Annotated in this window: 19 protein-coding genes and 1 riboswitch; of the genes, 14 read left to right on the top strand and 5 right to left on the bottom strand. The window is 42.3% G+C overall.

Translation table 11 applies throughout. The features are described 5' to 3' along the window. Nucleotides 1-95 precede the first annotated feature (95 nt). The 9 genes from F9Y84_RS11945 (at nucleotide 96) to F9Y84_RS11900 (ending at nucleotide 11,326) form a co-directional block, all read left to right on the top strand. Nucleotides 96-1,217 carry a hybrid sensor histidine kinase/response regulator gene (locus F9Y84_RS11945; RefSeq protein ID WP_147390305.1) on the top strand — a complete coding sequence of 374 codons (1,122 nt, stop codon included), beginning with the start codon at nucleotides 96-98 and terminating at the stop codon, nucleotides 1,215-1,217. 383 nt (nucleotides 1,218-1,600) lie between these two features. Next, complete coding sequence (locus F9Y84_RS11940) at nucleotides 1,601-2,443, top strand: isopenicillin N synthase family dioxygenase (protein WP_125253195.1); 843 nt, start codon at nucleotides 1,601-1,603, stop codon at nucleotides 2,441-2,443. 317 nt (nucleotides 2,444-2,760) lie between these two features. Further along, nucleotides 2,761-3,672, top strand: a complete 912-nt coding sequence (gene nagK, locus F9Y84_RS11935) for an N-acetylglucosamine kinase (protein ID WP_125253194.1) — start codon at nucleotides 2,761-2,763, stop codon at nucleotides 3,670-3,672. Then, complete coding sequence (gene nagA, locus F9Y84_RS11930; protein WP_147390304.1) at nucleotides 3,672-4,799, top strand: N-acetylglucosamine-6-phosphate deacetylase; 1,128 nt, start codon at nucleotides 3,672-3,674, stop codon at nucleotides 4,797-4,799. Before nagK ends, nagA begins: the two co-directional genes overlap by 1 nt. Nucleotides 4,800-5,213: 414 nt before the next feature. Beyond that, complete coding sequence (gene nagX, locus F9Y84_RS11925; RefSeq protein ID WP_147390303.1) at nucleotides 5,214-6,347, top strand: transmembrane glucosamine N-acetyltransferase NagX; 1,134 nt, start codon at nucleotides 5,214-5,216, stop codon at nucleotides 6,345-6,347. Nucleotides 6,348-6,629: 282 nt separating this feature from the next. Further along, nucleotides 6,630-7,424: a glucosamine-6-phosphate deaminase gene (gene nagB / locus F9Y84_RS11920; protein WP_147390302.1), complete on the top strand. Its 795-nt coding sequence runs from the start codon at nucleotides 6,630-6,632 to the stop codon at nucleotides 7,422-7,424. Between the two features lie 147 nt (nucleotides 7,425-7,571). Continuing rightward, nucleotides 7,572-8,474 (top strand): NAD(+) diphosphatase, encoded by a 903-nt coding sequence (gene nudC / locus F9Y84_RS11915; protein ID WP_147390310.1) that lies wholly within the window; start codon nucleotides 7,572-7,574, stop codon nucleotides 8,472-8,474. Nucleotides 8,475-8,476: 2 nt separating this feature from the next. Next, a complete protein-coding gene (locus F9Y84_RS11910) occupies nucleotides 8,477-9,655 on the top strand; it encodes a cystathionine beta-lyase (protein WP_147390301.1) in 1,179 nt (392 codons plus the stop codon). 699 nt (nucleotides 9,656-10,354) lie between these two features. After that, nucleotides 10,355-11,326, top strand: coding sequence for a transposase (locus F9Y84_RS11900; protein ID WP_168756762.1), 972 nt, complete (start codon nucleotides 10,355-10,357; stop codon nucleotides 11,324-11,326). A gap of 899 nt (nucleotides 11,327-12,225) precedes the next feature. Here F9Y84_RS11900 and F9Y84_RS11895 read toward each other — a convergent pair. The 4 genes from F9Y84_RS11895 to F9Y84_RS11880 all read right to left on the bottom strand — a co-directional run bounded on the left by F9Y84_RS11895 (nucleotide 12,226) and on the right by F9Y84_RS11880 (nucleotide 17,457). Next, complete coding sequence (locus tag F9Y84_RS11895; RefSeq protein ID WP_147390901.1) at nucleotides 12,226-12,777, bottom strand: DUF4136 domain-containing protein; 552 nt, start codon at nucleotides 12,775-12,777, stop codon at nucleotides 12,226-12,228. Nucleotides 12,778-12,885: 108 nt separating this feature from the next. Beyond that, a complete protein-coding gene (locus F9Y84_RS11890; protein WP_147390902.1) occupies nucleotides 12,886-15,663 on the bottom strand; it encodes a coiled-coil domain-containing protein in 2,778 nt (925 codons plus the stop codon). Next, nucleotides 15,660-16,208 carry a condensin complex protein MksE gene (locus F9Y84_RS11885; RefSeq protein ID WP_125254401.1) on the bottom strand — a complete coding sequence of 183 codons (549 nt, stop codon included), beginning with the start codon at nucleotides 16,206-16,208 and terminating at the stop codon, nucleotides 15,660-15,662. The genes F9Y84_RS11890 and F9Y84_RS11885 overlap by 4 nt, the downstream gene beginning before the upstream one ends. A gap of 4 nt (nucleotides 16,209-16,212) precedes the next feature. Continuing rightward, nucleotides 16,213-17,457 (bottom strand): hypothetical protein, encoded by a 1,245-nt coding sequence (locus F9Y84_RS11880; RefSeq protein ID WP_125254398.1) that lies wholly within the window; start codon nucleotides 17,455-17,457, stop codon nucleotides 16,213-16,215. A gap of 156 nt (nucleotides 17,458-17,613) precedes the next feature. On the opposite strand from F9Y84_RS11880, the gene nhaD reads away from it, so the two are divergent. The 4 genes from nhaD (at nucleotide 17,614) to F9Y84_RS11860 (ending at nucleotide 22,638) form a co-directional block, all read left to right on the top strand. Continuing rightward, nucleotides 17,614-18,861: a sodium:proton antiporter NhaD gene (gene nhaD / locus F9Y84_RS11875; protein ID WP_125254397.1), complete on the top strand. Its 1,248-nt coding sequence runs from the start codon at nucleotides 17,614-17,616 to the stop codon at nucleotides 18,859-18,861. Nucleotides 18,862-19,005: 144 nt separating this feature from the next. Then, a riboswitch (Lysine riboswitch) is annotated at nucleotides 19,006-19,176 on the top strand. A gap of 88 nt (nucleotides 19,177-19,264) precedes the next feature. After that, entirely contained in the window at nucleotides 19,265-20,611 is a 1,347-nt protein-coding gene (lysC, locus tag F9Y84_RS11870) for a lysine-sensitive aspartokinase 3 (RefSeq protein WP_125254396.1), read from the top strand. A 91-nt stretch (nucleotides 20,612-20,702) separates the two neighbouring features. After that, on the top strand, nucleotides 20,703-21,233 hold the full coding sequence (locus tag F9Y84_RS11865) for a DUF924 family protein (RefSeq protein ID WP_128732241.1): 531 nt from the start codon (nucleotides 20,703-20,705) through the stop codon (nucleotides 21,231-21,233). Nucleotides 21,234-21,312: 79 nt separating this feature from the next. Continuing rightward, on the top strand, nucleotides 21,313-22,638 hold the full coding sequence (locus F9Y84_RS11860; RefSeq protein WP_128732240.1) for a sodium-dependent transporter: 1,326 nt from the start codon (nucleotides 21,313-21,315) through the stop codon (nucleotides 22,636-22,638). Between the two features lie 281 nt (nucleotides 22,639-22,919). Here the strand turns inward: F9Y84_RS11860 and F9Y84_RS11855 are convergent, their stop codons facing one another. Further along, the gene (locus F9Y84_RS11855) at nucleotides 22,920-23,720 is read right to left on the bottom strand and encodes a DUF2989 domain-containing protein (RefSeq protein ID WP_125254393.1); all 801 of its coding nucleotides are present in this window, start codon (nucleotides 23,718-23,720) and stop codon (nucleotides 22,920-22,922) included. Between the two features lie 188 nt (nucleotides 23,721-23,908). Here F9Y84_RS11855 and F9Y84_RS11850 point away from each other — a divergent pair, with 188 nt between their 5' ends. Then, nucleotides 23,909-25,354, top strand: a complete 1,446-nt coding sequence (locus tag F9Y84_RS11850; RefSeq protein ID WP_125254392.1) for a glyceraldehyde-3-phosphate dehydrogenase — start codon at nucleotides 23,909-23,911, stop codon at nucleotides 25,352-25,354. Nucleotides 25,355-25,534: the final 180 nt, after the last annotated feature.

Genomic DNA, 25,534 nt, shown 5'->3' with positions numbered 1-25,534 from the left:
ATTTATGCGTGAATTTATATTTAACCATAGTCGCGATATATGATTTCTCAAGCTATGCTGTTAAAAGTGTCCTGTTCAGGGAGTGGGTAACGTGAATGGCTGATATTTTAATTGTTGATGATATGCCAGAAAACCTCCAAGTATTACAACTTATTCTCCGTAAAGAGGGGTTTAAAGTGCTAGCGGCAAGGGGCGGAGATATTGCCCTCAGCATCGTTAAGAAACATCATCCAGCCTTAATAGTCACCGACATTAAAATGCCAAATATGTCTGGCATCGAGCTCTGTAAAACGTTGAAATCGAACGCAGTGACAGCCGGCATTCCAGTTGTCTTTGTTAGCGCTTACGAAGACAGTGAGAGTTTAGTTCAAGCACTTTCTGTAGGTGGCGTGGATTACATCACCAAGCCGTACAAGCCAAGTGAGATCATAGCGCGAGTTAACACCCAATTTAAATTGATTGAGGCGCAAAAATTAGCGGTTAAACAACAGCTATCGAACACTATTAATCAGATGATGATAGGTATTGCACATGAACTCAACACACCACTTGGCACAAGTATTACCTCGTCTAGCTATTTAAAAGAGATAGCACAAAACTTACAACAAGCATTGACATCACAAACGCTGACACAAGCACATTTAGTTGATGGTTTTGAGCAAATGAAAGAAAGTTGCGAGTTGTGTATACGCAATTTAGAGAAAGTAGCAAAATTTGTCAGCCTACTAAAATCAATATCGCAATCAGAAAGGGGCTGTGTTCGTGCGCCTACAAAGCTGTTTGATATTGAGAACCGCTTACGCAACAGTTTTTCGAAACAGAATGTTAAAATCGAATTTATTACAGAAATCGCAGCTAATTTATATATTGATGGTCAGGCGTTACTTGAAGTGTTTGAGAATCTAATTGAAAACTCGATAGCACACGCGTGGTGTTCACCTGAACATAGTGTCACAATTAGCTGTCAACACCTTGGTGAGCTGCTTCATATTTCTTATATTGACTATGGCGTGGGCCTAAAAGGTATTTCAACAACTGAACTCCTTAAACCTTTTATTACGACAAAACGAGGTAACGCTGGACATGTTGGATTGAGCGCCAATTTAACTGCTAACTTGATTTCAGGGGCGTTACAAGGCGAATTTGACGTAGATAATACTCCACTAGGATTGGAGTGGCGGATCCGTATTCCGGTTAGTGCACCTGATTGTGATTGATCTGTGTCAAAGTAGTGAGCTCTATTAGGAAAAGCGGACATAAGTCCTTATGTCATCGCCGCTAATTCAATAAGCTCGCTCGCTGTTAAAACGTAATCTGGAAAAGTCACCTGCCATGTATTGAATTAGCGTCACTGACTTATCTAAGAATTATCGACAACACGATCGTATAAGGGCTTTTTTAGCCTTTGCTGTTGCTGTTTTGAGAGGTAAGGTTTGATTTACCCCTCAAGCATAAACCCCTAGGTTAACAGACCCGATAACATACGCCTTACCTTCTACTAGGTACGCAGTGTTGAGATGACACGGGAAGTGCGTTATTTACCGAAACAATGTGTTTAGGTAAATAACCATGAATTACTAATAATTTTGGTGGAACCATTATGCAACAGTTACCTACCGTAGACTATCAATCGCCAAATGCTGCGAAAGAATTTGTAGAGTCATTAAGAAATACCGGTTTTGGTGTATTAAAGAATCATCCAATCCCTCAAGAGTTGGTTGAGTCAATCTACAAAAATTGGCAAGAATTTTTTAATTCAGAAGAAAAGCATCAATTTCTTTTTAATAAAGAAACACAAGACGGTTACTTTCCACCAGAGGTGTCAGAAGTAGCAAAAGGCTTTACCGTGAAAGATATTAAAGAATACTTTCATGTATATCCAAAAGGTCAAGTACCAGCTCAATTAGAATCTGAGATCCGTGAATATTATCGTTTGGCGAATGAGTTTGCCCAAACGTTATTAAGCTGGGTTCAATCAGAAGCACCAGAAGAAGTAAGAGCAAAGTTTTCGATTGATCTAAAAGACATGATCAGTCAATCAGAGCAAACGTTATTGCGTATTCTTCATTATCCGCCAATGACAGGTGACGAAGAGCCCGGTGCTATTCGTGCAGCCGCTCATGGAGACATTAATCTATTAACCGTGCTTCCTGCAGCAAATGAGCCAGGTCTACAGGTACAAAGACAAGATGGCAGTTGGTTAGATGTGCCATGTGATTTTGGTTCATTGATCATTAATATTGGTGATATGCTACAAGAAGCATCTGGTGGGTATTTCCCTTCTACTATTCACCGAGTGATCAATCCAACAGGCAAAGCATCGACTAAGTCACGTATTTCACTGCCACTGTTCTTGCACCCAAGACCAGATGTAGTGTTGTCAGAACGATACACGGCTGATAGTTACTTACAAGAACGTTTGAAAGAGCTAGGTGTTAAATAACCTCTGTTTTGAGCGTAACACTACTCAGTGGTGCTAGCTTTGCCTAGTGCCACTTTGGTTTTTTACTCGAAAGGCTGAACTCATTTCTTTCTCTAATTTCTCATCCTCGGTTATATTATTTCTGTAATTTTTGCTGTTTTTCCCTGACAATTTGCTCAAACTATGCAATATTCATTTTTTCAAAATGAATAAATTTCTTGAAAAAAATAATGACAACGCTGTCATTTGTTGTGTAACATCAATTCAACATGAATAAAAAACCGCGTCTAACGAAAATAATAACGTGGTGTAATCCAGAATAGAGTAGGGGTCTTTACATGATGGCTAAACAGGTTAACCAAGACCAACTATACATCGGTGTCGATGGTGGTGGAACAAAGTGCCGTGCAACTATTTATTCTCTTCAACATGGCATTTTGGGTACCGGTCTGGGAGGCCCTGCTAATCCCTTACATGGATTAGAGCGCACACTTGAATCTATTATGGTATCGACTCAAATGGCATTACAAGATGCGGGACTTCGTGTTGAGCAGGTTCATGAACTTAATGCCGGCCTTGGTCTCGCAGGTGTTAACTTGCCGCTGCTGTATGACAAGATTATGCAGTGGGAACATCCATTTAAACAGATGTTTCTTACCACTGATTTACATACTGCATGTATTGGGGCACATGAAGGTAGTGATGGTGCGGTCATTATTACGGGGACCGGTTCTTGTGGTTTTGCTTTGGTCAATGGCAAAACGGTCAACTATGGTGGACATGGTTTTGCTCAAGGCGATATGGGCAGTGGCGCATGGATGGGGCTAGAAGCAGTTAAAGCTGCCTTACTTGATCTTGATGGATTAGGTGAGAAAACAACGTTGAGCCAAGTATTATTAGATCATTTCAGTGCTAAAGATGCGATGGGAATTGCAGAGCAAATGGCAGGGCAACCTTCAAGTGGCTATGCAAAACTTGCCCGATATGTGTTAGATCAGGCTAAGCAAAACGATGACATCGCACTTTCAATAGTGAAGTCTGGTGCAGGATATATCAGCCGCTTGGCGAAGCGTCTGCTTGAACTGAATCCACCCAGATTGTCTATGATCGGTGGGTTATCTGAACCATTACAAGCTTGGCTTGACCCAGAAATCGCAAAGCAAGTCCAACTACCTAAGCAGCCGCCTGAAATGGGGGCTATTTACTTTGCTATTCAAAGTGCAGGTCAAGAATTACAAAAGGCGAACTAATGACGACTCAATGTTACTTTGCTCCAGAGCTTTTTGATGGCGAAAGTTTTAGGAAAGATGTTTACTTCAGTGTAAATAAAGGTCGAATTGAACATGTTAATGAATCGCAGGTGATCGATGCTTTGACATTATCAGGACTAGTTGTACCTGGTTTTATTGATGTTCAAGTTAACGGTGGTGGTGGCGCATTTTTTAATGCAGAGCAATCCACAGAGTGTCTAGAAAAAATAGTCAGTGCACATGGGAAATTTGGCTCTACAGGGCTGATGCCTACACTTATCACAGATAGAATTGAAGTGATGCAGCAAGCCGCCGACGCCACTGCACAGGCTATTGCAGCGGGTCAATCAGGTGTGCTTGGGATCCACTTTGAAGGTCCTCATTTGTCTCATCCTAAAAAAGGCACTCATAGCGAACAGTTTATTCGGCCAATCTCAGAGGAAGAGTTTGCCGTATACGGCCGTCAAGATTTAGGGATCAAGATGGTTACTTTGGCACCTGAAACTGTTCCTTTTAGCGACATTGAACGTTTGATTGCACTTGGCGTAAAAGTGTGTATTGGGCATTCAAATGCAGATTACGAAACAGCAAATGCAGCACTTAACGTTGGTGTAGATGGATTTACTCACCTTTTTAATGCAATGTCTGCATTTACCTCACGCGAACCTGGTGTTGTTGGAGCGGCGCTATGGGATGACAATAGCTGGTGTGGCTTGATTGTTGATGGTCATCATGTGCACCCATTGTCCGCACAGCTTGCTATTCGTACTAAGCAGCGCGGTAAAGTAATGCTTGTGACAGATGCTATGCCACCTGTTGGTACAGATGACACCGAGTTTGACTTTTTTGATGGTAGGAAAGTGATCCGTACAGGCGATCGTTTAAACTCAACAACAGGAGAGCTTGCAGGCAGCGTATTAGATATGGCAAGTGCGGTACGTAATACTGTCAATACGCTTAACGTGAGCCTAGCTGAGAGTTTACGTATGGCTTCCCTATACCCTGCACAGTATCTTGGTTTATCACAAAAAGGGCATCTAAGATCGGGTGCTGATGCCGACTTTGTGGTACTCGATAGACGTAACTTGCTTGTTGAGCAGACCTATATCGCAGGGCAGGTGATATAACTGTTCTGTAAATGATTCATGGTCGAAATGACCTTGTAGATTTCCCTGATAAAACCCCGCAGCTGTATCGCGGGGCTTTGTTTTTTGTGTTTAGCCGATATTCGATATGGATGGTTCAATAACTAGAGCTGGTAAACCAATTAGTCTTAATACTTACTAAGTTTGCAGACGTAAATCGGTCGCTAACTTCGTTAAAACTTCTTATCTAGAACAACTAAATAGCAAGATTTTTGCTTAGTTATAGACAAGTTCTTTTCGTCTCAAAATAGTAAGCTTAACTAAGATAACTATTGGTATCGCTTCGATTTACTTTATGGTGGGATAGCGATTACACGCATTGTGAATACACCTTACAGTCAGTCGGTTAGTTTGATTGAGCTACCCATCGTTATGTTTTCAAACGGATAAATAACTATGGCAACTAATAATAAACCAAAACGACTTGCGTCTTTAGACGCCTTGCGTGGCATGGATATGTTCTGGATCTTAGGTGGCCAGTCAATTTTTGCTGCACTATTTGTATTGACCGGATGGCAAGGGTGGAAAGCTTTCGAAGCACATACGGCCCACAGCCCTTGGCATGGTTTTACTTTTTATGATCTTATCTTTCCACTATTTATCTTTTTATCAGGTGTAGCAATGGGTTTATCGCCCAAGCGTATTGATCATCTACCTTTTAAAGAGCGTCAACCGTTTTATATCAAAGCACTGAAGCGCCTCTTATTACTGTGTGGTTTTGGCGTGCTATATAATCATGGTTGGGGTACGGGGATCCCAATGGATCCAGAAAGTGTTCGTTACGCGAGTGTCTTAGGTCGGATCGCGTTTGCTTGGTTCTTTTGTGCTTTACTGGTTTGGCACACTAGCTTGCGAACATTGGCCTATGTAGGTATTGGTATATTGTTATTCTATTGGATTTTGCTTTGCTTCATTCCTGTCCCCGGTGGACAAGCCGGCGACTTAAGTGCAAACGGTGTGGGTAGTTGGAATGCATTTATCGACACGTATCTACTTCCAGGGATCAGTTATCAAAATCGTCCGGTTGACCCAGAAGGTGTGCTATCTAGTTTACCTGCCATCGTTAATGCTATCGCAGGGGTATTTGCAGGTCGTGCAATTGCTAATGCACACACTCAAGGTGAGTGGAAAACGGTAGCTATTCTAGCAGGCTCTGGGATCGTTGCGTTAGCACTAGGTTGGATTTGGGGTATGCAGTTTCCTGTTAATAAAGAGTTGTGGACGAGTTCATTTGTGCTCGTAACCGTGGGCTGGAGCGCGATCCTGTTAGCAGTATTTTATGCGGTTGTAGATATACTGAATTTTCAGCGCTGGGCGTATCCCTTTGTTATTATTGGAGCCAACTCTATTATTATTTATTTGGCGTCGAGTTTAGTGGACTGGAGCTTTATTAGTAAGAGTGTGTTTGGTGGGGTTATTACTGCTGTACCGGCTGCATGGCAGCCGCTAATGGCTGTTTTTGCGTTATTGGCAGTGCAGCTTCTGGTGCTTCACTGGATGTATAAACGCCGCATTTTTGTAAGTGTATAGCGGCCCTCGGTGGTTATCAGCAGCTCAGGTTAATTAGTAAAAGTGCCCACTATTGTGGGCTTTTTTATACCTGCTGAATGTATAGCGTAAAAAATATCCATATTTTTTTTCACTTTTGCTTTACAAGAGAATTATTTCTGATAATAATGACAGCGTTGTCATAATGGTAATAACCTAATGCTGTGTATCCCAATTAGGTTCGATCTGACCTTGTCTTGATTGCACGCGAGACAGGGTTCAGATCCCATTTTATTCTAATCATCTCAACATTTGGTTAATCGTATGCAAGTAGTCATTTTAAAAGACGCTGCCGAAGTGGCAGCATATGGTGCAGACATTTTTACAACGCAACTAAAGCGTAAAGCTAACTCTGTGTTGGGATTAGCAACGGGTTCAACACCAGTTGCTTTGTATCAAGAATTAATTAAGCGTAATCAAGCAAATGAAATTAGTTTTGCTGAAGTTACCAGTTTTAACCTAGATGAATATTTAGGTTTAGATGGCTCACATCCACAAAGTTATCGATATTTTATGCAGCAGCAGCTGTTTGACCATATCAATATTGATAAAAGTCATACGCACGTTCCTCCAGGTGACGCAAAAAATCCAATTACGGCGTGCGGTGAGTATGAAGCGCGTATTAAGTCAGCTGGTGGAATTGATGTACAGCTTTTGGGCATTGGCAGAAATGGCCACATTGGCTTTAATGAGCCATCGTCAGGATTAACTTCACGTACTCGCGTAAAGACCCTAACGAAAGCAACAATTGATGATAATGCACGATTTTTTAAAGCTGATGAGTACCAGCCACATTTATCCATCACAATGGGTATTGGCACTATTTTAGATGCTAAAAAGGTAGTGTTGCTAGCAACCGGTGAAAACAAAGCTGAAGCGGTTGTTGCGATGGTAGAGGGGCCGTTAACTGCCGCATGTCCGGCCTCAGCGCTACAAATGCACCGAGATGCAGTGATCGTTATTGATGAAGCCGCGGCATCTAAGCTAAAAGACATTGAATTTTATAAGCATATTGAAAACGAGAATCAAAAGTTGCTGGATTATCTTGCCTCTCTGTAGTGTGAAATCACACTGTAGTTTTCGAAAGCCCATTTATGGGCTTTTTTTTTGCCAGCATCTTTGCGCTGTGTTAGTTTTAATCTCTCTAAGAGATGGCTAATTTGGTCCGAAAAATGAGGGAATAGGGGCTTGTTGTATTACACTCAAATGACGTTAGACAGAGCATCTAACGAACGAAAAGATAAAAATTGGTTATTGTCCCAAATGGGCGATAACAGTCGCTGGCTATTAATTCAAGACGACGCAAATTTAGTGCACACTCAAGCTAACGAATTACATTATCTTTCTCGAGCAGATGTTTCCGACTTAGCACTTCAAGATGCGATATTTTTAGGTCGTGATGAATCGCACAGTTACTTTGCTCTTGATGTTTCTAAGCAACGAGACAAACTTTATTTTATTGATGCTGAGTCTGAGTTTATCAACATGCGTCAGGTAGGTCGCAATTTGCCAAAACAGCAAGGCTCGATAGGAGTGCTTGCCCGGGGCTTATGTTACTGGCATAAAACCCACTGTTTTTGTGGGCGCTGTGGACAACCTAATAAAATGGTTGAAGCAGGTCATGCAAGGCGCTGTGTGAATCCAGAATGTCGACATATGACGTTTCCCCGTACAGATCCTGCCGTTATCATGCTTGTAACGCATGTATTCCCCGATGGTATTGAACGCTGCTTATTGGGTCGTCAGGCCATTTGGCCTGAGGGCGTATTTTCAACACTGGCGGGGTTTGTGGATCCGGGGGAGACTTTAGAGCAAGCAGTAATAAGGGAAGTGATGGAAGAAGCGGGAGTTGAAGCATACGATGCCACTTATATTGCCTCGCAGCCATGGCCATTTCCGTCTTCACTTATGCTCGGATTTATCGCAAAAGCGAAAACCACAGAAATCTTCGTGGAGCAAGATGAGCTTGAGCAGGCTAGATGGTTTTCACGGGCGGAGCTTAATACATTTTCAGAGTGGGGCGATACCAAGCCCGGCTATAAACTGACCAGAGAAGACTCTATCTCCAGATATTTAGTTGAATACTGGCGTGCACAACCAGAAGAGTAATTATGAAAAAGCATACAAAAATTGTTGCTGCTGGAAGAAAAGCAGAATATACAGCAGGGGTGGTAAATCCAGTCGTTCAGCGCGCTTCGACTGTAGTGTTTGAAAGCGTTGCTGAAATGCAAGAAGCAATAAAAGGTCGTGGCCATCGTACACTGTTTTATGGTCGGCGAGGCACCAACACCCATTTTGCTTTGCAAGATGCCATTGCAGAGCTTGAAAATGGCGCGGGTTGTGCCTTGTACCCGTGTGGGGCAGCAGCAATTGCACAATCGCTCTTGTCGTTCTTGAAAGCCGGAGACCATCTACTGATGGTGGATACCGCTTATGAACCCACCAGAGATCTCTGTGACAAGTTACTGAAGGGTTACGGAATAGAGACCACCTACTATGATCCAATGATTGGCGCTGGTATTGGCGCGTTAATTCAAGACAATACCAAAGTGTTGTTCTTAGAGTCTCCAGGTTCAATCACGATGGAAGTACAAGATGTGCCAGCGATGGTTGAAGTTGCAAAGCGCCGTGGCGTTATCACTATGCTTGATAATACGTGGGGTAATGGCTGGCAGTTTAGGCCACTTGACCACGGTGTTGATGTTAGTATTCAAGCAGCAACAAAATATATTGTTGGACATTCGGATGTAATGATGGGCGTAGCCGTTGCAAACGAGCGTTATTGGCCCGAATTGAGAGAACACTCTTATTTATTGGGGCAATGTACCTCCGCAGATGATGCTTATTTAGCGCTGCGTGGATTACGCACTATGCCCGCGAGATTAAAACAACATGAACAGTCGGCAATGACTGTGGCCAAATGGCTTGACGCACATCCACTTGTCGACCACGTTAGACACCCAGCTTTTGAAACTTGCCCCGGTCATGAGTTTTTCAAGCGCGACTTTGATGGCAGTAATGGTTTATTTTCAATTGTAATGAAAGAAGGTAGCCAAAAAGCGATTAACCGTTTCTTGGATGCCTTATCCCATTTTAAAATGGGCTTTTCATGGGGGGGATACGAGAGTTTGGTTACAGCCAATAAAACCATGGAGTATTTGCGATCAGCCACAGGTTGGACACTTGGTCCCGTTATCCGCCTTCACATAGGTCTTGAAGACGTAGAAGACTTGATAGAAGATTTAGAACACGCACTTAAGGTCTACGAACAAAATCTTGGTAAACCTTAAAACCTCGGCTCAACTTATCAGTATTGGGTACTTCATTTTAAAAGAGGTACCTTGGATTTATTGAGCCACAATAACTCTTGGATCAAGACTGAAAACTGTGTAGAGCAATACCAGTTTGGTGCAGTTTAAGCGTAAAGCACAGGGAACTTTCAGAGGGTGGATATGTCTAAGAGCTACGTCATAAAAGTATTGCAAACTGAATTCAAGGAAAGGTGATGAAATTAAACAGACTGATTATGTTACCGATAATCTCACTCAGCGCTTGTGTAGTAATGCCTGTTCAAGATACTGGTCACACCAACAAGTGCGAGATTTCATCGGATAGAAAAACCCTAAAGATAGTAGATGTTGCAGACGAAACTAATACGTATTATTCCGTGAGTGGAATTATTTTAACGCCAATACTCGTTCCTACTACCGCAATTCTTTCGGGGACTTATATGCTGATAAATAATACCTATCGTCTTGGGGAAGAGACGATAAAATGCGAAAGCAAATCTTAAAAGTAACTACAGACTTGTATAATTGTTGCGTTGTGTTTTGGTTTAAGCACTGCGCAATGCTCCAACTATTTAAACCAGAAACTATTTAAACCAGACACCCACCTATTTAAACCAGACACACACCACTAATTTTGCACCTTGATGAGATACCGCCTAAGCTTTGAATCTATACTCAATGGATTGAGGAAACCAAACGATGGCGACTGCCCGTAAAAAACAAATCAGTTTAACTGACACCAAATATTATCACTGTATCTCCCGTTGCGTCAGGCGCGCATTTCTCTGTGGCGAAGATAAATTTACCGGAAAATCATACGAACATCGCAGAGATTGGGTTGAAGAAAAGCTCTTGATGTTGGCTTCCGTATTTTGCATTGATGTTTGTGCTTATGCCGTGATGAGCAATCATACTCACATTGTTTTATATGTTGATGACAACAAGGCGAAACGTCTGTCCGATGAAGCGATAGTGATACGATGGCACAAGTTGTTTAAAGGTAATTGGATAAGCCAAAAATTTACTGAAGGTGAGCCACTCAATGAGTCGGAGCAGTTGATATTAGATGAGCTAGTTGATAAGTACAGGAAAAGGCTGGCCGATATTAGCTGGTTTATGCGAGTACTTAACGAAGACATCGCCCGCCGAGCAAATAGAGAAGATAATTGTACAGGCCGTTTTTGGGAGGGACGATTTAAGTCTCAAGCATTACTGGACGAGGCTGCATTGGCCGCTTGCCTCGCTTACGTAGACTTAAACCCCATTAGAGCCAACATCGCCACAACGCCTGAAACCTCAGACTACACCAGCATCAAAAAACGCATCGACCACGCTAAGCTGGGAAAGCAACCAAAAAACCTACTACGCTTTGTGGGCAGCCCACGAAAACATATGCCAAAAGGCCTGCCTTTTGAACTCAAGTCTTATATCGAATTGGTTGAACTCACAGGCCGTTGTATTCGAGACGACAAGCGAGGCTATATCTTTGAATCTCAGCCCATACTCACTCGACTAAATATAGAGCCTGAGAACTGGATAAAACTCACTACGCAGTTTTCTCGGGTATTTCACGGCGCGGTTGGTCGAGAGCGAACAGTAACCGCCTACTGTGAAACACTGCAAAAGCGACGACGAACAAACCTAACAAACTGTGAGCGCTTGTTGACTTAGTAAAACTCACATTCTCAATTCTCGAATTTCTTACAGCTGCATTTACAGCGCTTTGTTGTGCGCGATAACCCGGTTTTAGTGTAGAGATACGCTCAAGTGCTAAAAAATAACCTATCGATACACGCTTTTGACCAAAGTGATGGAAGTGCATTCATACGTTTTTACTTGACGTCCTCAGCTTGGGTATTAATAGTAATGGGTGTCAGGATATTATTCATGGGATATTATTCATCAGGATATTATTCAGTGCTAAAAAATAACCTATCGATACACGCTTTAGACCAAAGTGATGGAAGTGCTTTCATACATTTTTACTTTACGTCCTCAGCTTGGATATTAATAGTGTGATGGGTGTCAGGATATTAATGGGTGTCAGGATATTAGGATATTAATGGGTGTCAGGATATTAGGATATTAATAGTGTGGGCAGCATCTGGAAGGCATGTTGTAACTAATATAAGTCAGTCGATTGCTAATAACTCAGCTATTGGTAACGTCGTAGTCTCAGGTAATGTAACTAATCTAGGGCGTAAACTATTAGCACTGGTCGAGTTAGAAACTTACTCATAACAAGCGTTTTATAGTGACTCGCAATGTTCGGCAGCTTCGTTTCGCTCAAGTATGGCCAAGCGCTGTTCACACCTTAACTTGCTTGTTTGCCCATAGAAGTTTTTATACGAAGTTCGTCTAATACAGCCGACGTCCTAAAACGTTTCTGTCTAAATACAAGTTAGGTGAGCACCTGTTGCCGCAATTGGATTTAAGATATGACATTGCTGTTGAATGGCCGAGTTTGGCACTTATATCTGATTAAGCCCTAGTAGATAAAGCTAAGACTTAATATCCTTCAGAATGAAGATGAGTAATTAGGATCAAGCCAAGGCTTGACCCTAATTCTTTTAGTGTTGTGGCTGTGGTGGGAAGTTAGCCAGTAACTCCGAGATGGTTTTGTTTATCGACTCCGTTCTTTTTTCTGGTGACTGGTGGCTACGTAAACGGCCTTCTTTCGCACCGCGCCATATCAGCTGGTTGGACGCTTTATCTATCATGTCCACAACTAATGTGCCCACTTCATACTCACGAGTTGTAGTTTGTGTTTGCCAGCCAAATCCCCAGTAACTCCAACGAGCACCATAGGTGGTGTGTAAAGAGTCCGATTCAATCTTGGTATCCACTGAAGCATGGTAATTAACCAATAAGTCAGCCGACTGCGGATCGGTGAGGGTGAAACCCTGTTTACTCATTTCTTGTTGAATGGCACTGCGGATCCGCTTTTCCATTAAGTCATTCACTTGATACTCACGGCCTTCATTTTTCAGATCGGCTTCGGGCGACCAGGCATAGGTTTTGTAGTTAGCGAATTGTACAGACTTGTCATAATCCCAATCAGGGGTTTTGGCGCAGGCCGCTAACATTAACACCAAAGCGGCGATAACAATATTCTTAAACATGTGTCTTTACTCCTTAGTGGGATGTTTACTCTACCTTAACGTGTTAAGCTGTTAATTGATAGAGACAAAGCATCCCTTGATCATTGCCTCTAAGACCTTAACTTGGAATTAATGTTCCACCTCTATCCAATCTTTTTCGTCTACCCAGTTTTGGCTTCCATGTGCAACACTTCGGATAGGTACCAAGTAGTCACAGCTGATCTGTGGTTTAACCGAAGCAAAAATAGGTACAAACCCAAAGCTTAGCGCAGTTTCGATGATGGCTTTTTGGTTTTGTGGGTCTATATCTGCGGCTTCATCTATGTAAATAGGGATACGATACATCGCTTGCTCTTGATCAGATAATAGGTAGCGAATAAATAGCATGCCACATAAAAGTTTGATAGTGATCCGAGTACCGTTTGAACCTGCCGAGTCAATTTTATCAAAGTGCTCGGTTTCACCCGCACGGTTGACGACTTCAAAGCGAATATCAAAGAGATCGGTGAGTGTCAATCCCGCTTTATCACTTGCAAGTTTAATGATGTGATCTTTCGCCTCGTTAACCGATTTTTCTGAGCTCGGCTGCTCGCTCAGTAGGTCTAAGCTTTCGCCTTTTTCGTATAAATCTGACGTGCTAATAATAGTATCTATGCTATCGACTAACATTTTACGAGGGATCACATTGATCTTAAACGCCTGCAAGTTAGAGATCCGATGCTGGCTTATACCTTTATTAAAACTGTTCATTTCACGACGTAAGCGCTCTAAGTCTTGACGCAGTCCTTTGATGGTTGCAGCCACCTCAGTGAGCGCGACACGTGCTTGTTTATCGACGGCATCTCGCTCGTTATCGAGGTTGTGATACGCGCTGATCAGTTTTTGGTACTTAGTGTTAGCGTCAGATTCGTTTTCAAACTTAGTGATCCCCGCATTGTAGATATGCAAGTAGGTATTACGCACGTTAACGTCTAAGTTTCTAAGTTCATTACATTCTTTGTTAAACTGATGGATCACCTCTGACAGGTTATCAAAATCCAGCGTAATTTCGATTTCGTACGGTGCCAACTTACCCGAATATAGGTCTAGTGTGTGGTCAATACGCTCTGACTTTACTTGCTTTAGGCGGTCGGCTTGGCGCACCAACAAGTCTTGCTTGCTTTTAATGATAGAGCGGCGGTCTGAAATTGAACCTGCATTGCGTTGAATATCATGTAAATATTCATCAACTTGCTCTCGTTCCATCTCTAGCTGCTCTTTGAGGGCTTGTTGAGCATCGACCGATTGCAACATGGTTTGATATTGCTCAAAGCGTTTCATGGCCGCTTCGGTAGCCATGAGCTCATCATAAAGCGCATCACGTTCTTTTTGCTTTTCAGCGACGTTTGCAGCTACTTCACGCTGTTGCTTTAAGTCATTAAGCGATTGTTGCAGTGACTCTAGCTGTGCTTGCAGCTGGGCTTTATTCTCACCGCTTTGCATTTGCACTGGACTGAGCTTTTTCAACTTAACAGTAGCGCCAGGTACTTTAAGCTCTCCACCTTGAACTGATTTAGACAGTGACTCTAAAAACGCGCCAAAGGCATCTTCGTCGGTGATGCTAATTTCACCCTGAGAGGTGGTTGAAAACGATAACAAATCTGGATTTAAAATTCGTGATATCTCTTCTACTTCTTTTAAAGACAGATCTTCACGCATACGAGTAAACAAGTTGAACTCAAGATTCTTGAGTTGCAGTTTCAAACTCTTAATTTGCTTTTGCGTTTCGTTGATACGGAAATCAAGAGTATGCAGGCTTTGCCCCTGTGCACTATTGATAGAGAAGGAAAGTTGCTCATATTCCTTTTTCAACAGCGTTAAATTGGTTTTAAGCGTTGCATGATTGGTCAGTTCAAATTCACGTTTTAACGCGTGGAAATCGGTAAACCATTGCTCTATTTGGGTTTGCTTACGCTCGATATCGCGAGACTGTTGGACGTACAGCTGCTGCTTAGACTCAAATTCACGCTTCTCTGCTTCGATATCTTCCAGCTGTGTAGCTAATTCCGCAATTTGCTCGTTGTGATAGTTATCATATTCGACCAAAGCTAAATCTAGTTTTGGTGCGTATGCCGCCAATTTACCTTTTAACACAGCCTCATTTTCAAGCATTTTCTCAAGGGCTGAAATTGGCTCTTGCATTGACTCCAGCGCATTTAGCTCACGGCGAGCGCGGTTGACCTTATCAAAAGCGCGACGCCAGACTTCATAAAAGTCGACTTTCGAGTTCGACATATGGCGTTCGAACACCTTGAGCATAAAGCGTTTTACGTCTTGCGCGCCGAGTTTATGCAGATTCAAAATACGGCGGAATATTTCTTTATATACAGGCGCATCTTGGACATTATTCAGTGGGATCATCTTCAGGTTGATATCACCATCAAATGGCGTGGCTCCGCCTGTGAGTAGGGCATTGAGTTCTTGTGCTTTTAGCTCTACAGGTTTTAGCTGCTTTTCCTGCAAATGATTAAATAGCTTAGTGTACTTGATGATACTTTTACCTTGGGTGTAATCATCAAGATTCAGCTTGCCTTGATAGCAAAAAAACTGGTGTGCGTAACCGGCAATTTTGCCAAGGCCTGCAACGCCAATAACGACATCGCCGTGGGGGAGGTTAGCTTCTAGCAGTATATAGGATTGATCTGACGAAAAATAGAACTTACGCGTTTCCTCTAAATCGTGACCGTCCCACTCTGTCAGCCTTAAATCGTTGATAAGTGGGAACTGCAAGGCATTGATCACTGAGCTTTTACCAGTGTTATTAGGCGCACAGATAGATGCACTTTTATTCAGAGGAATGACACACTTCGCATATCCGGCGGTATTTAATAACGCTAGTTTACTTAAGCCGTACAACTGCTCGCTCATAGCTCGTCCTCAATATCATATTGTTCTTCGTTTACTTCCATTAGTGCGTCAATGTAGCGATAAATCGGTGCAAGTAGCATAAAGCCTTGCTCAACCTCACGGGCAAGACCCAGTCTTACCATACGCAAAAATACGTCCTTTCTAAGATCTGAACCCGAAAAAATCTCAAGCTGATCAAACAGGTGCTTATTGAGTTGTACTATGGTCTGCATTAGCTCCAAATCACAGCTTTCATCAAATAGTACGCGAAGCGGATCTTTACCTTGGTTGGCGTAGTGCTCGATCAAGATATAAATGGTTAGGGCAATCGCCCGGGAGATTTTCCCCATATTTGGCGTGCTTTCATCACTTGCTAGGTAATAAAAGCCTCTAGCATCATGTTGTAAGTCATGGCCTAGTGCAGCAAATAACGCTTGATAGCTTTCTATTTGCTGGTCTAGCTCTTGCCAAAGAGTCGTGTCTTGTTCGCTAATGTGATACCCGCTCACCAGTTTCTTGTTGATGGCTTGGAGCTCATTGAGCATATCTAAATTAATTGTTGTCATCATGCTAATCTTGTTTTGCTTTGGCACTAAATGGATATAAAGAAAAAGTATGTGATGCGATAGTGATCTTACTTTTTTGCTGCTCCTGACTTAAGGTCAAATCTGATTCGTTGATCAGCTTTTGATAAAGGAATAGCATTTCGTCTGCTTCAAGATCAGGATAGCTATCGCTTAAAAAGCCCAGAAGTGCTTGGCGCTTTTTACCTGTTTGTTGAAATCTTGTTTTTACTGCATGGTAATCTGGGATGGTTGGGCTTTGATATGCAGGTACATCGTCGTGATCGGGCAGCTGATACTCTTCATGCTCAAATTCAACAAGACTTGCCATATAAGCCACCATGTGACGCTTTTGCCCAAGATTAAAACGTTGAATATCTGAAACAAATTCTGGTTGAACTGGTGAAAGTAATCGGTCAACGCCGCGTTTTCTAATTTGTCCAAGGACTTTAGAGGCTTGTCTTGTAATGAGTGTATTACGGCGCAGCTCCTCTCTCAGTGGCATTAGTAGGTCGGCGCTGCGGCTTAAGCTCTCTCTACCAATGAGGTGCATATCTAAAATTCGTGTTCTGAGTTGCTCCAGCATACGTTTATCTGCAGCGCCACGGCCCAATTGTTCAATCTCGTCAATTTGTTCACTGACCTGAAGCTCTATCTGATCAAAGCAGCGTTGGAACGGACCATGAATATCGACCATTTCCAACATCGGCTCGATATATTCGTCAAACGCTTCCAATACGGCTTTATACCTCATGCCAAGAGACAGCGTGGAGGTATCAGACTTAGCTTGTTCAACCAAGTTCATGATAGCGCTTTCGTTATGTTCGAACAGCTTAACAATTTTACGAACGCGTTCGTCCATAATTCGACTAAAACGGCGTAGTTCAGAGTAATCGGCTTCTTCACCAGCTTGCGCTATGCGGTTGCCCAGACGTTCTAGGTCTTTTATCAAAACGGTAATTTCTTCCGCTAAGCCTAGGCTCTCTTCTTGCAGTAAAAAGCTTGCAAAATCAGCAATCGCCCGATTGATCTCCAGCTGGGAAGACTTTGCTAGTGGAATAATTATTTCTTGTTGGAGTAATCGATTGGTTTCTTTATAAATTCGCTCACTAGACCAGCTAGGGTTTTTCTGTTTTAGGATGTTTTGTACATCTTTAAGACTGAAATCAGCGAGCTTAAATCGTTTAAAAAGTAGCTCCAATACGCTCCAGTGCTCATTTATCGTATTTAATAATTTTTTTGCTGGGATCATAACTTTCCAGTAGGTAGTAGAGAAGTTACATTACTACTTCATCAATTTGTCACAAAATGTTTATCGTACGTAGCATGGGAACTATGATGGTGCTAGAATCCGCCGCGAAAACGAACCCACCCTTTGTTACATTTAATTACAGGTTGTTTACGCATTATGGTTACGCCCATTATTCTAACCCTGATAGCCATCGCTTTTATACTGATCGTTATAGAAGATATTATTCATGTAAACAAGGCCAAAACCACGCTTTTTTTTGGTACTTTATGTTGGATTATCGCCTTTATCTCTCCAATTCATGGTCAAAGCCCAGAAATTGTACAAATTGAGCTAGATCATAACATCCTAGAAATTGCCACATTATGGCTGTTTTTGATGGCGGCGATGACATTTGTTGCCTACCTAAACTCCAAAGGATTCATCCAAAATATTGTTCACCGGATCATGCCAACCCATATTAGCGAACGCAAGCTAATGTTTTTAGTTGGTGCCTTTGCATTTGTGTTTTCTTCAATATCGGACAATATTACCGCGACGCTTATTTCATTAGCTGTAGTCATGTCTTTAAAACTAGACCCGAAAAAGCTAATAAAATATGCGACCTTAATTATATTTAGTGTTAACTCCGGCGGCGTGTCTTTGATCACTGGGGATGTTACTACTTTGATGATATTTTTGGCTGACAAAGTCACAATCCCTGATCTTTTATTGCTGATCATGCCGTCTATGTTGAGTGTATTCGTGCTGGCTGCCATGCTTTCTATTGGTATGAATGAAAAAATTACCTTTGAAAAGGCTGAATTACGCAGAATTGAAAAGACCGACATTACCATTGCACTTATTTTCTTATCGACGATTTTCGCAACATTGTTCTTGAGCGTTCAATATCATGTACCGCCAATGTTGACTTTCCTATTTGGCCTGTCCTTGATGTTTTTAATGGCACAATTTTTAATGCGCAAAAAGGACGTGAATAAAAAAATCATCGACTATATTCGTGAAATTGAATACGACACCTTGTTATTCTTTGTTGGTGTATTGCTCTTAGTTGGTGCGTTAAAAGAGGTTGGTGTACTGTCTAAGTTTACTGATTTATATCTATACCTTGCGCCAGAGTATGCAAACTATTTGGTTGGTTTGATGAGTGCTGCGGTCGATAACGTGCCATTAACCGCTGCATTATTAAAAGCAGATATTACCATGACCCCTTCACAGTGGTTGACTTTTACCTATGCAACAGGGGTAGGTGGTTCCATGCTTATCATCGGCTCTGCGGCAGGGATCATTGCGATGAGTAAGGTCAAAGCGTTGACTTTTTCAAGTTATCTCAAAATGAGCTTCTATCTGCTTATTGCTTACACTGTCGGTTATAGTGGGGCATATTTCGCAGGCCAACTTATTTAACTTGAGCTACACATATTTTCACCCTTTTGGGACAAGTTTTTTATAAATTACTTGACACCTAGACGGCTAAAAGATAATTTTCTCACATCGCCCGCATTTATTGCGGGCTTTTATTTTGCTTTTATTCATATTTGCAAAGGCAAAATAAACAGAAGAGGCGCGATGCTTAGGTAGTTAGTGTGAGGTGACGAGACCAATGACCACTAGTGAGGGAAGTATTCGCCGAGGAGAAGCGTTGCTCGTCGCGACGATTCTTCGGTTTACGAGGCTGAATCCTCGGAACTGTCACCGTATTGGTGGAGAGCTTCTGGCAAAGGTCATTTCAAGCGTTCGTCTTTCTAGAAATCCCATGCCGAGTTCTCCTTATAAAATTTGACTGTGCCATCGGTCGAGAGGAGAGAAAATGAATTCGCAGTATGTTGTAGCCAAATTTGGCGGTACCAGTGTCGCTGACTTTGAAGCTATGTCTCGTTGTGCTCACATTGTTCGTGACAATCCATATGTTCGAGTTGTGGTTGTTAGCGCATGTGCTGGCGTAACCAATCACCTTGTAACGCTAACTCAACAAAAGGAAGATGAAGCCGGGCGCAAAGCAGTTGTTGCAGCGGTTGAAAACATACAGCAAGCGATTATCGACAAAGTATCTTTGGATGCTGACCTTGCTGAAGGTTACAAACAAACATTTTCTGAATTTGAGAGTTTAGCCAGTTTGCCTGCCTTGAGTCGGCAACAATGTGATGAGGTGCTGAGTTTTGGCGAGCGTTTTTCTTCCTACCTGTTCACGCAAATTTTAAGAAACCACAATGTCAAAGCATCTCGTTTTGATGTTAGAAAAGTACTCAAAACTGATAATCAATTTGGTAAAGCGAATCCTAATGTAGCTGCCACACGTGAAGCTGCGAAGGCTAACCTTGTTAATTTGCTGGATGATAGTGTTCAGGTAACGCAAGGCTTTATTGGCTGCGACCAATACGGTCAAACAACCACACTAGGTCGTGGTGGTTCGGATTACAGTGCTGCACTGTTAGCAGAAGCGATAGATGCTTCTAGTGTGCATATTTGGACCGATGTAATTGGTATCTTTAGTACAGACCCTCGCTTGTGTGAAAAAGCGAGGCCAATTCCTCGTTTGAGTTTTGATGAAGCTGCTGAAATGGCGACATTTGGTGCAAAAGTGCTACACCCAGCAACTATTTTACCTGCCAGCCGCAAAGGGATCTCAGTGTTTGTCGGGTCGAGCCGCGATCCACAAGCAGGAGGAACTTGGATTGAAAAAGAAAAAACTGCTCAAGCGGGGATCCGTGCAGTAACTCAACGTAAGAACCAGATCTTACTGACACTGAAAAGTCCCGAGATGCTATTGGCAAGTGGTTTTTTAGCTCGTATTTTTACAATCTTAAGTAACTACAACATTTCGGTTGATTTGGTCACTACTTCAGAGATAAGCGTTGCGCTGACGCTTGATAATGCCCCAAACGCATCTCGTCCAGAGCTGGAGCAAGCGTGTCTAGATGAGCTAGGGGAGTTTTGTCATGTCACAGTTGAAAACAATCTAACACTAGTTGCAATGATAGGCTCAGAGATCCAGCTCCGACAATGCCAGTTGAATTTAATGGATGTGTTATCTCAGTTTAACATTCGACTAATATGCCATGGTGCAAGCAAGCACAATTTGTGTTTCTTGGTGGAACAGCAGGAGTCTGATCAAGTGGTACAATCAATTCATGCCAAATTATTAGAAGTAGCATAAGTAAATTTATTGCCTGTACTGCACTAATAAAAAAGTTGCAATATTTGCTCGGTGATGGCACTTTATCAACAGGATACTTGGGAGTGCCATTATGAATTATAAAGACGTCTACGAGTTCTGGTTTGTTGAATGTACAGAAGCTGATTGGTGGAAAAAGTCAGCAGATTTTGATCGCATCATCAAAAATCGCTTTGGTATCCTTCATCATATGGCGCAGCAGGGAGAACTTTCAAGTTGGCGTACATCGCCCGTTGGGGCACTGTGTGAAATCATTATATTAGATCAATTCTCCCGCAATATCTTTAGGAATACTCCAGAAGCGTTTGCCAGCGATCCATTAGCATTATGCTTAACTCAACATGCTATCGAAAAAGGCTATCACCAACAACTTAATGACACTGAATTAATGTTTTTATATATGCCACTAATGCACAGTGAAAGCGCGAGCATACATACATTAGCACAGCAATATTTTAAACCTTTGCCCAATTACGACTTTGAATTGGCGCACAAACGTATAATCGACAGGTTTGGACGCTATCCGCATCGCAATGAAATTTTAAAGCGAGCATCAACCGAGGCCGAGCTAGCCTTTCTCAATACACCAAACTCGAGTTTTTAAGCTCAACCCCATTACACTCGCATTTTTAATGGAAGTACGTATAATCAGCCGTCTACAAAAATAATGATTGATTTAAGACATGGCTCATACGCGCGATGGATTTCAAAGCCGGCTTGGCTTTGTGTTGGCAGCAGCTGGTGCGGCTGTTGGACTTGGAAATATTTGGGGTTTCCCGACTCAGGCTGCAAACCATGGGGGCGGCGCCTTTTTGTTGGTTTACTTTGCGGTAATTTTTCTACTCGCATTACCTGCGCTTTATACTGAGCTGTATTTAGGCCACCAGGCGCAAGCAAACCCAGTTAAAGCACTCAAAACTGCATGGCGTGAGCGCAGCCCAAAGGTTGGCGCTGCAGCCGGTTATATCGGTCTTGGCGGTGCTATCGTGATGTTAAGCTTCTACTCTATTGTGGCAGGGTGGATGTTGTCTCATTCTCTTGATCCATTAGCACAAATGGCTGAACTGGATAGTGTGCATGCGTTTCTTAGTGGCGATTCGATACTTAGAAACTTCCTGTTCACACCACTGATGCTTCTACTTACGGCTAGTATTATCCTCAAAGGTGTAAAGTCTGGTATTGAAGCGTGGTCGCGCAGGTTAATGCCACTGTTGCTTTTACTCTTGGTTGGTTTGATAGCGTATATGGCTACGCTTGATGGTGCAGCAGAAGGGTTTCGAACTTATCTTATCCCTGATTTTGCTAAAATTAGCGATCCCGATTTGATCATTGCTGCAATGGGGCAGGCGTTTTTCTCACTATCGCTGGGTGTTGGCTGCATGATGATTTATGGTTCATATTTAAAGCCTAATGAAAATCTTCCCAAGTTGACCTTCAGTGTTGCAATGTTAGATACAAGCGTTGCGTTTTTGGCAGGCTTATTGATTATTCCCGCTATTTTCGTAGCGCAGCAAAATGGCGTTCAAGTTTTTCAAGATGGCAAGTTGATTGGTGAAGGTCGGTTAATTTTTGCGATTTTACCAGAGCTATTTGCGAATATGGGACAAGTTGGATTACTGGTCAGCCTCACCTTTTTTGTACTGATGTCTATTGCTTCAGTTACGTCCACCATTTCTTCTACGGAGATCCCGGTTTCGTTTTTGGTTGAAAACCACGGCTTTAAACGCAAGCAGGCAACTTGGTTGGTCACATTGGTGATTTTTATAGCCTCAAGCACCATTATATTGAACTTTGACTGGTTGTTTGAGCTTGTGATCAGCTTGTTTACTCAGTATCAGTTGCCGCTAATGGGACTTTTTTACTTTGTTACTGTTGGTTGGGTGTGGAAGCGAGGGAACCAACTTCACCTTGAATCTCGTGGTGCACATTACTGGTTTGCGCAGTATGTTAGGTTTGTTTGCCCAATTTTAATGACAGCTGTGTTTATAAACGTGGCGATAGCAAAGTAGTAGTCTTTGTAATCTATAACTAAAAACGGGAAGCAACAGCTTCCCATTTTATCTGTGTAATACGTCATCTCAATTAAGTGAGCTATTTTCTCGCCTCAAATAGACCACTTAATTAAGAAAATTGGTATAAATTCGCCTTGCCTATAGGATGTAGTTACCTTAGCGGGAGCAGGACGCGGGAGCGGTGTTTTCGCTAAAACTCTATGGCTAGACAAGGAAAAAACTAAGTTGTGCTCTAGCTACAAAGAGTTGGAACATGCCTTATCCAAACCTCAGGTCAGTTAAAAGTCTCGCGGAGAGACAAACTCTCCAGCTTGAATACTTTCATAGGTTCTTTGCGCGAGAGAATCTAGATTACCTAACTCTTTACCCATGGCTGCTAATTGATTCGTTACCGGAATAATGTCTATTTCTTCCACGCCAGATAGCTGGGCAACCCGGGCAAAGGTGTAAGCGTGTTTGTACTTTTCATGTTTATAAAAAATGCTCACAAGCGACGAGTAAACCTCAGGGTTTGGTGTTTCGCCTCGCTTGTTTAACTCTAATACTCGATACAGAATATCGACCGTTTTGTTATCATCTACTTTGGCATAAAATTCAGCTAAGAATAGCTGGATCTCTGCATCATTTTGCACCCTAGGGTCATCCTGCATATTGAGTAGTTTGTTCATGGCTGCACGATCATTATTTCTGGACCATTGGTAGTAGAGTAACCCAGGGTGGTTACTATTTTTTGTTTCCTGGTAGATGCGGGTCATTTCTTTTAATGCTGTAAGGTGTCCCTCAACGCGTGAGGTCGTCTTTTCTTTTAATTTGATATGTTCAATTTTGGCTGCGAGCGCAACACATTGGTTGTAGCGTTCCAAATCTTTCAATAATTTATACTTGTTATCGTCGGTAGGAGACTTGTATTCATGATAACGGGCATAAATCACTTCTGCACGTTCATCTTTACAATGACTATCCTTATTTAAATCCTCACAAAACCCGGGTGTTTCACTACACACTTGTTTCAAGGTTAAGGTATCGTCGCAACCAGCCAATAGTAATGCTGCAAAAACTAGCGACTTTTTAAACGCCATAGTTTGACCTCAATGATTTTTTATAATTATAGGCTTTGCAGCCCAAATAAACAGGGTAGAGCTAATGGTCGACTAGTTTAGCGCAATGAATTGTTCGGTAACAGTGGAGAATCGCGACAGTTTAAATTAGAATAGCTGTGCCCAAAAGGGCTATCCGTTCAAAGAAAATTGTTTATTAGGCAGAAAAAATGACCTTATCTCACGAGCAAGAATATCAAAATAGCTGGCAAGAGCGTCAAGATTATGCAGAAAGCATGCAACCCCTAATCGGTCGTCTATACCGTAACAAAGGCGTTGAAATCTCTGTATACGGTCGTCCTCTTGTAAGTGCAAGCACCATTGATGTTATCAAAGCACACAAAACAGTAGCGCGTTTTGAAGAGCGTAAACTACGTCTTCGTGAAAGCTTTCCATTCTTAGAAGTGATCAGCAAAATGGAATTAGCACCGGGTCGCGTTGACCTTGGTAAGCTAGCTTATGCCTACATTTATAAAAATGCAGGTGAAGGACGCTCAATCGAAGAGTTTTTAAATGCAGAACTTGCAGAATTACTAAACCAAGGCGCACGTCCAGAACCTCGCGACGTCGTTCTTTATGGTTTTGGTCGCATTGGCCGTTTATTAGCACGCCTACTTATCGAACGTGGCGGCTCTCACGCTGATTTACGCCTACGTGCAATCGTTGTTCGCGGTGGCCGCGATGGTGATCTTGAGAAACGTGCAAGTTTATTGCGCCGCGACTCAATTCATGGTCCTTTCAATGGTTCAATCACAGTAGACCATGAAAAAGGTGCGATCAAAGCAAACGGTAACTACATTCAAGTTATCTACGCAAACTCACCTGAAGAAGTGGATTACACAAAATACGGTATTGAAAATGCACTTATCGTAGACAATACAGGTGTTTGGAAAGACGAAGATGGCTTAGGTAAACACCTCAAGTCAATCGGTGCGTCTAAAGTGCTACTTACAGCACCGGCTAAAGGTGACATCAAAAACATCGTTTATGGTGTTAACAACTCAGACATCCAATCTGAAGACAAGATTGTATCAGCAGCAAGCTGCACAACTAACGCAATCACACCGGTATTAAAAGCACTTAACGACAAGTTTGGTATTAAGAATGGTCACGTAGAGACTGTTCACTCTTACACTAATGACCAAAACTTGATTGATAACTACCACAAAGCTGAACGTCGTGGTCGTAGTGCGGCATTGAACATGGTTATTACCTCAACGGGTGCTGCTAAAGCGGTTGCTAAAGCACTTCCGGAGCTTGCTGGTAAGCTAACAGGTAATGCAATTCGCGTACCTACACCAAACGTATCAATGGCTATTCTTAACCTTAATTTAGGTAAAGAGACAACAGCTGAAGAGTTAAACGAATTCCTTCGCGAATCTTCACTTTACTCAGAGCTACGCGACCAAATCGATTACACTGCGTCAACAGAAATCGTGTCTACAGACCTTGTAGGCAGCCGTTATGCTGGTGTTGTTGACTCTCAGGCTACTATCGTTGATGGTGACCGTGTTGTACTTTACGTTTGGTACGATAATGAGTTTGGCTATAGCTGTCAGGTTGTACGTGTAATGCAGGATATGGCAGAGGTTAAATTCCCAAGCCTACCTCGCTAACATAACAATTTGCGATAAAAAGCCAGCACCAGCTGGCTTTTTTAGTTTTTGAAATAAGTTGGTTGTGGTAGGCTTGCAAAAATAGGCTAGCTACAATTAGCTAACAAAATGTTATCTGCTAATTTTGAACACGAAAGAGAAAATTTCGTCACACTACCCCGTGATTTACTTTCTTGAAGG

Origin of the sequence: Pseudoalteromonas peptidolytica, from assembly GCF_012641745.1 — a bacterium.
In the GTDB taxonomy this organism is placed as follows: Bacteria; Pseudomonadota; Gammaproteobacteria; order Enterobacterales; family Alteromonadaceae; genus Pseudoalteromonas; species Pseudoalteromonas peptidolytica.
This window is presented reverse-complemented; position numbering and strand designations above follow the sequence as displayed.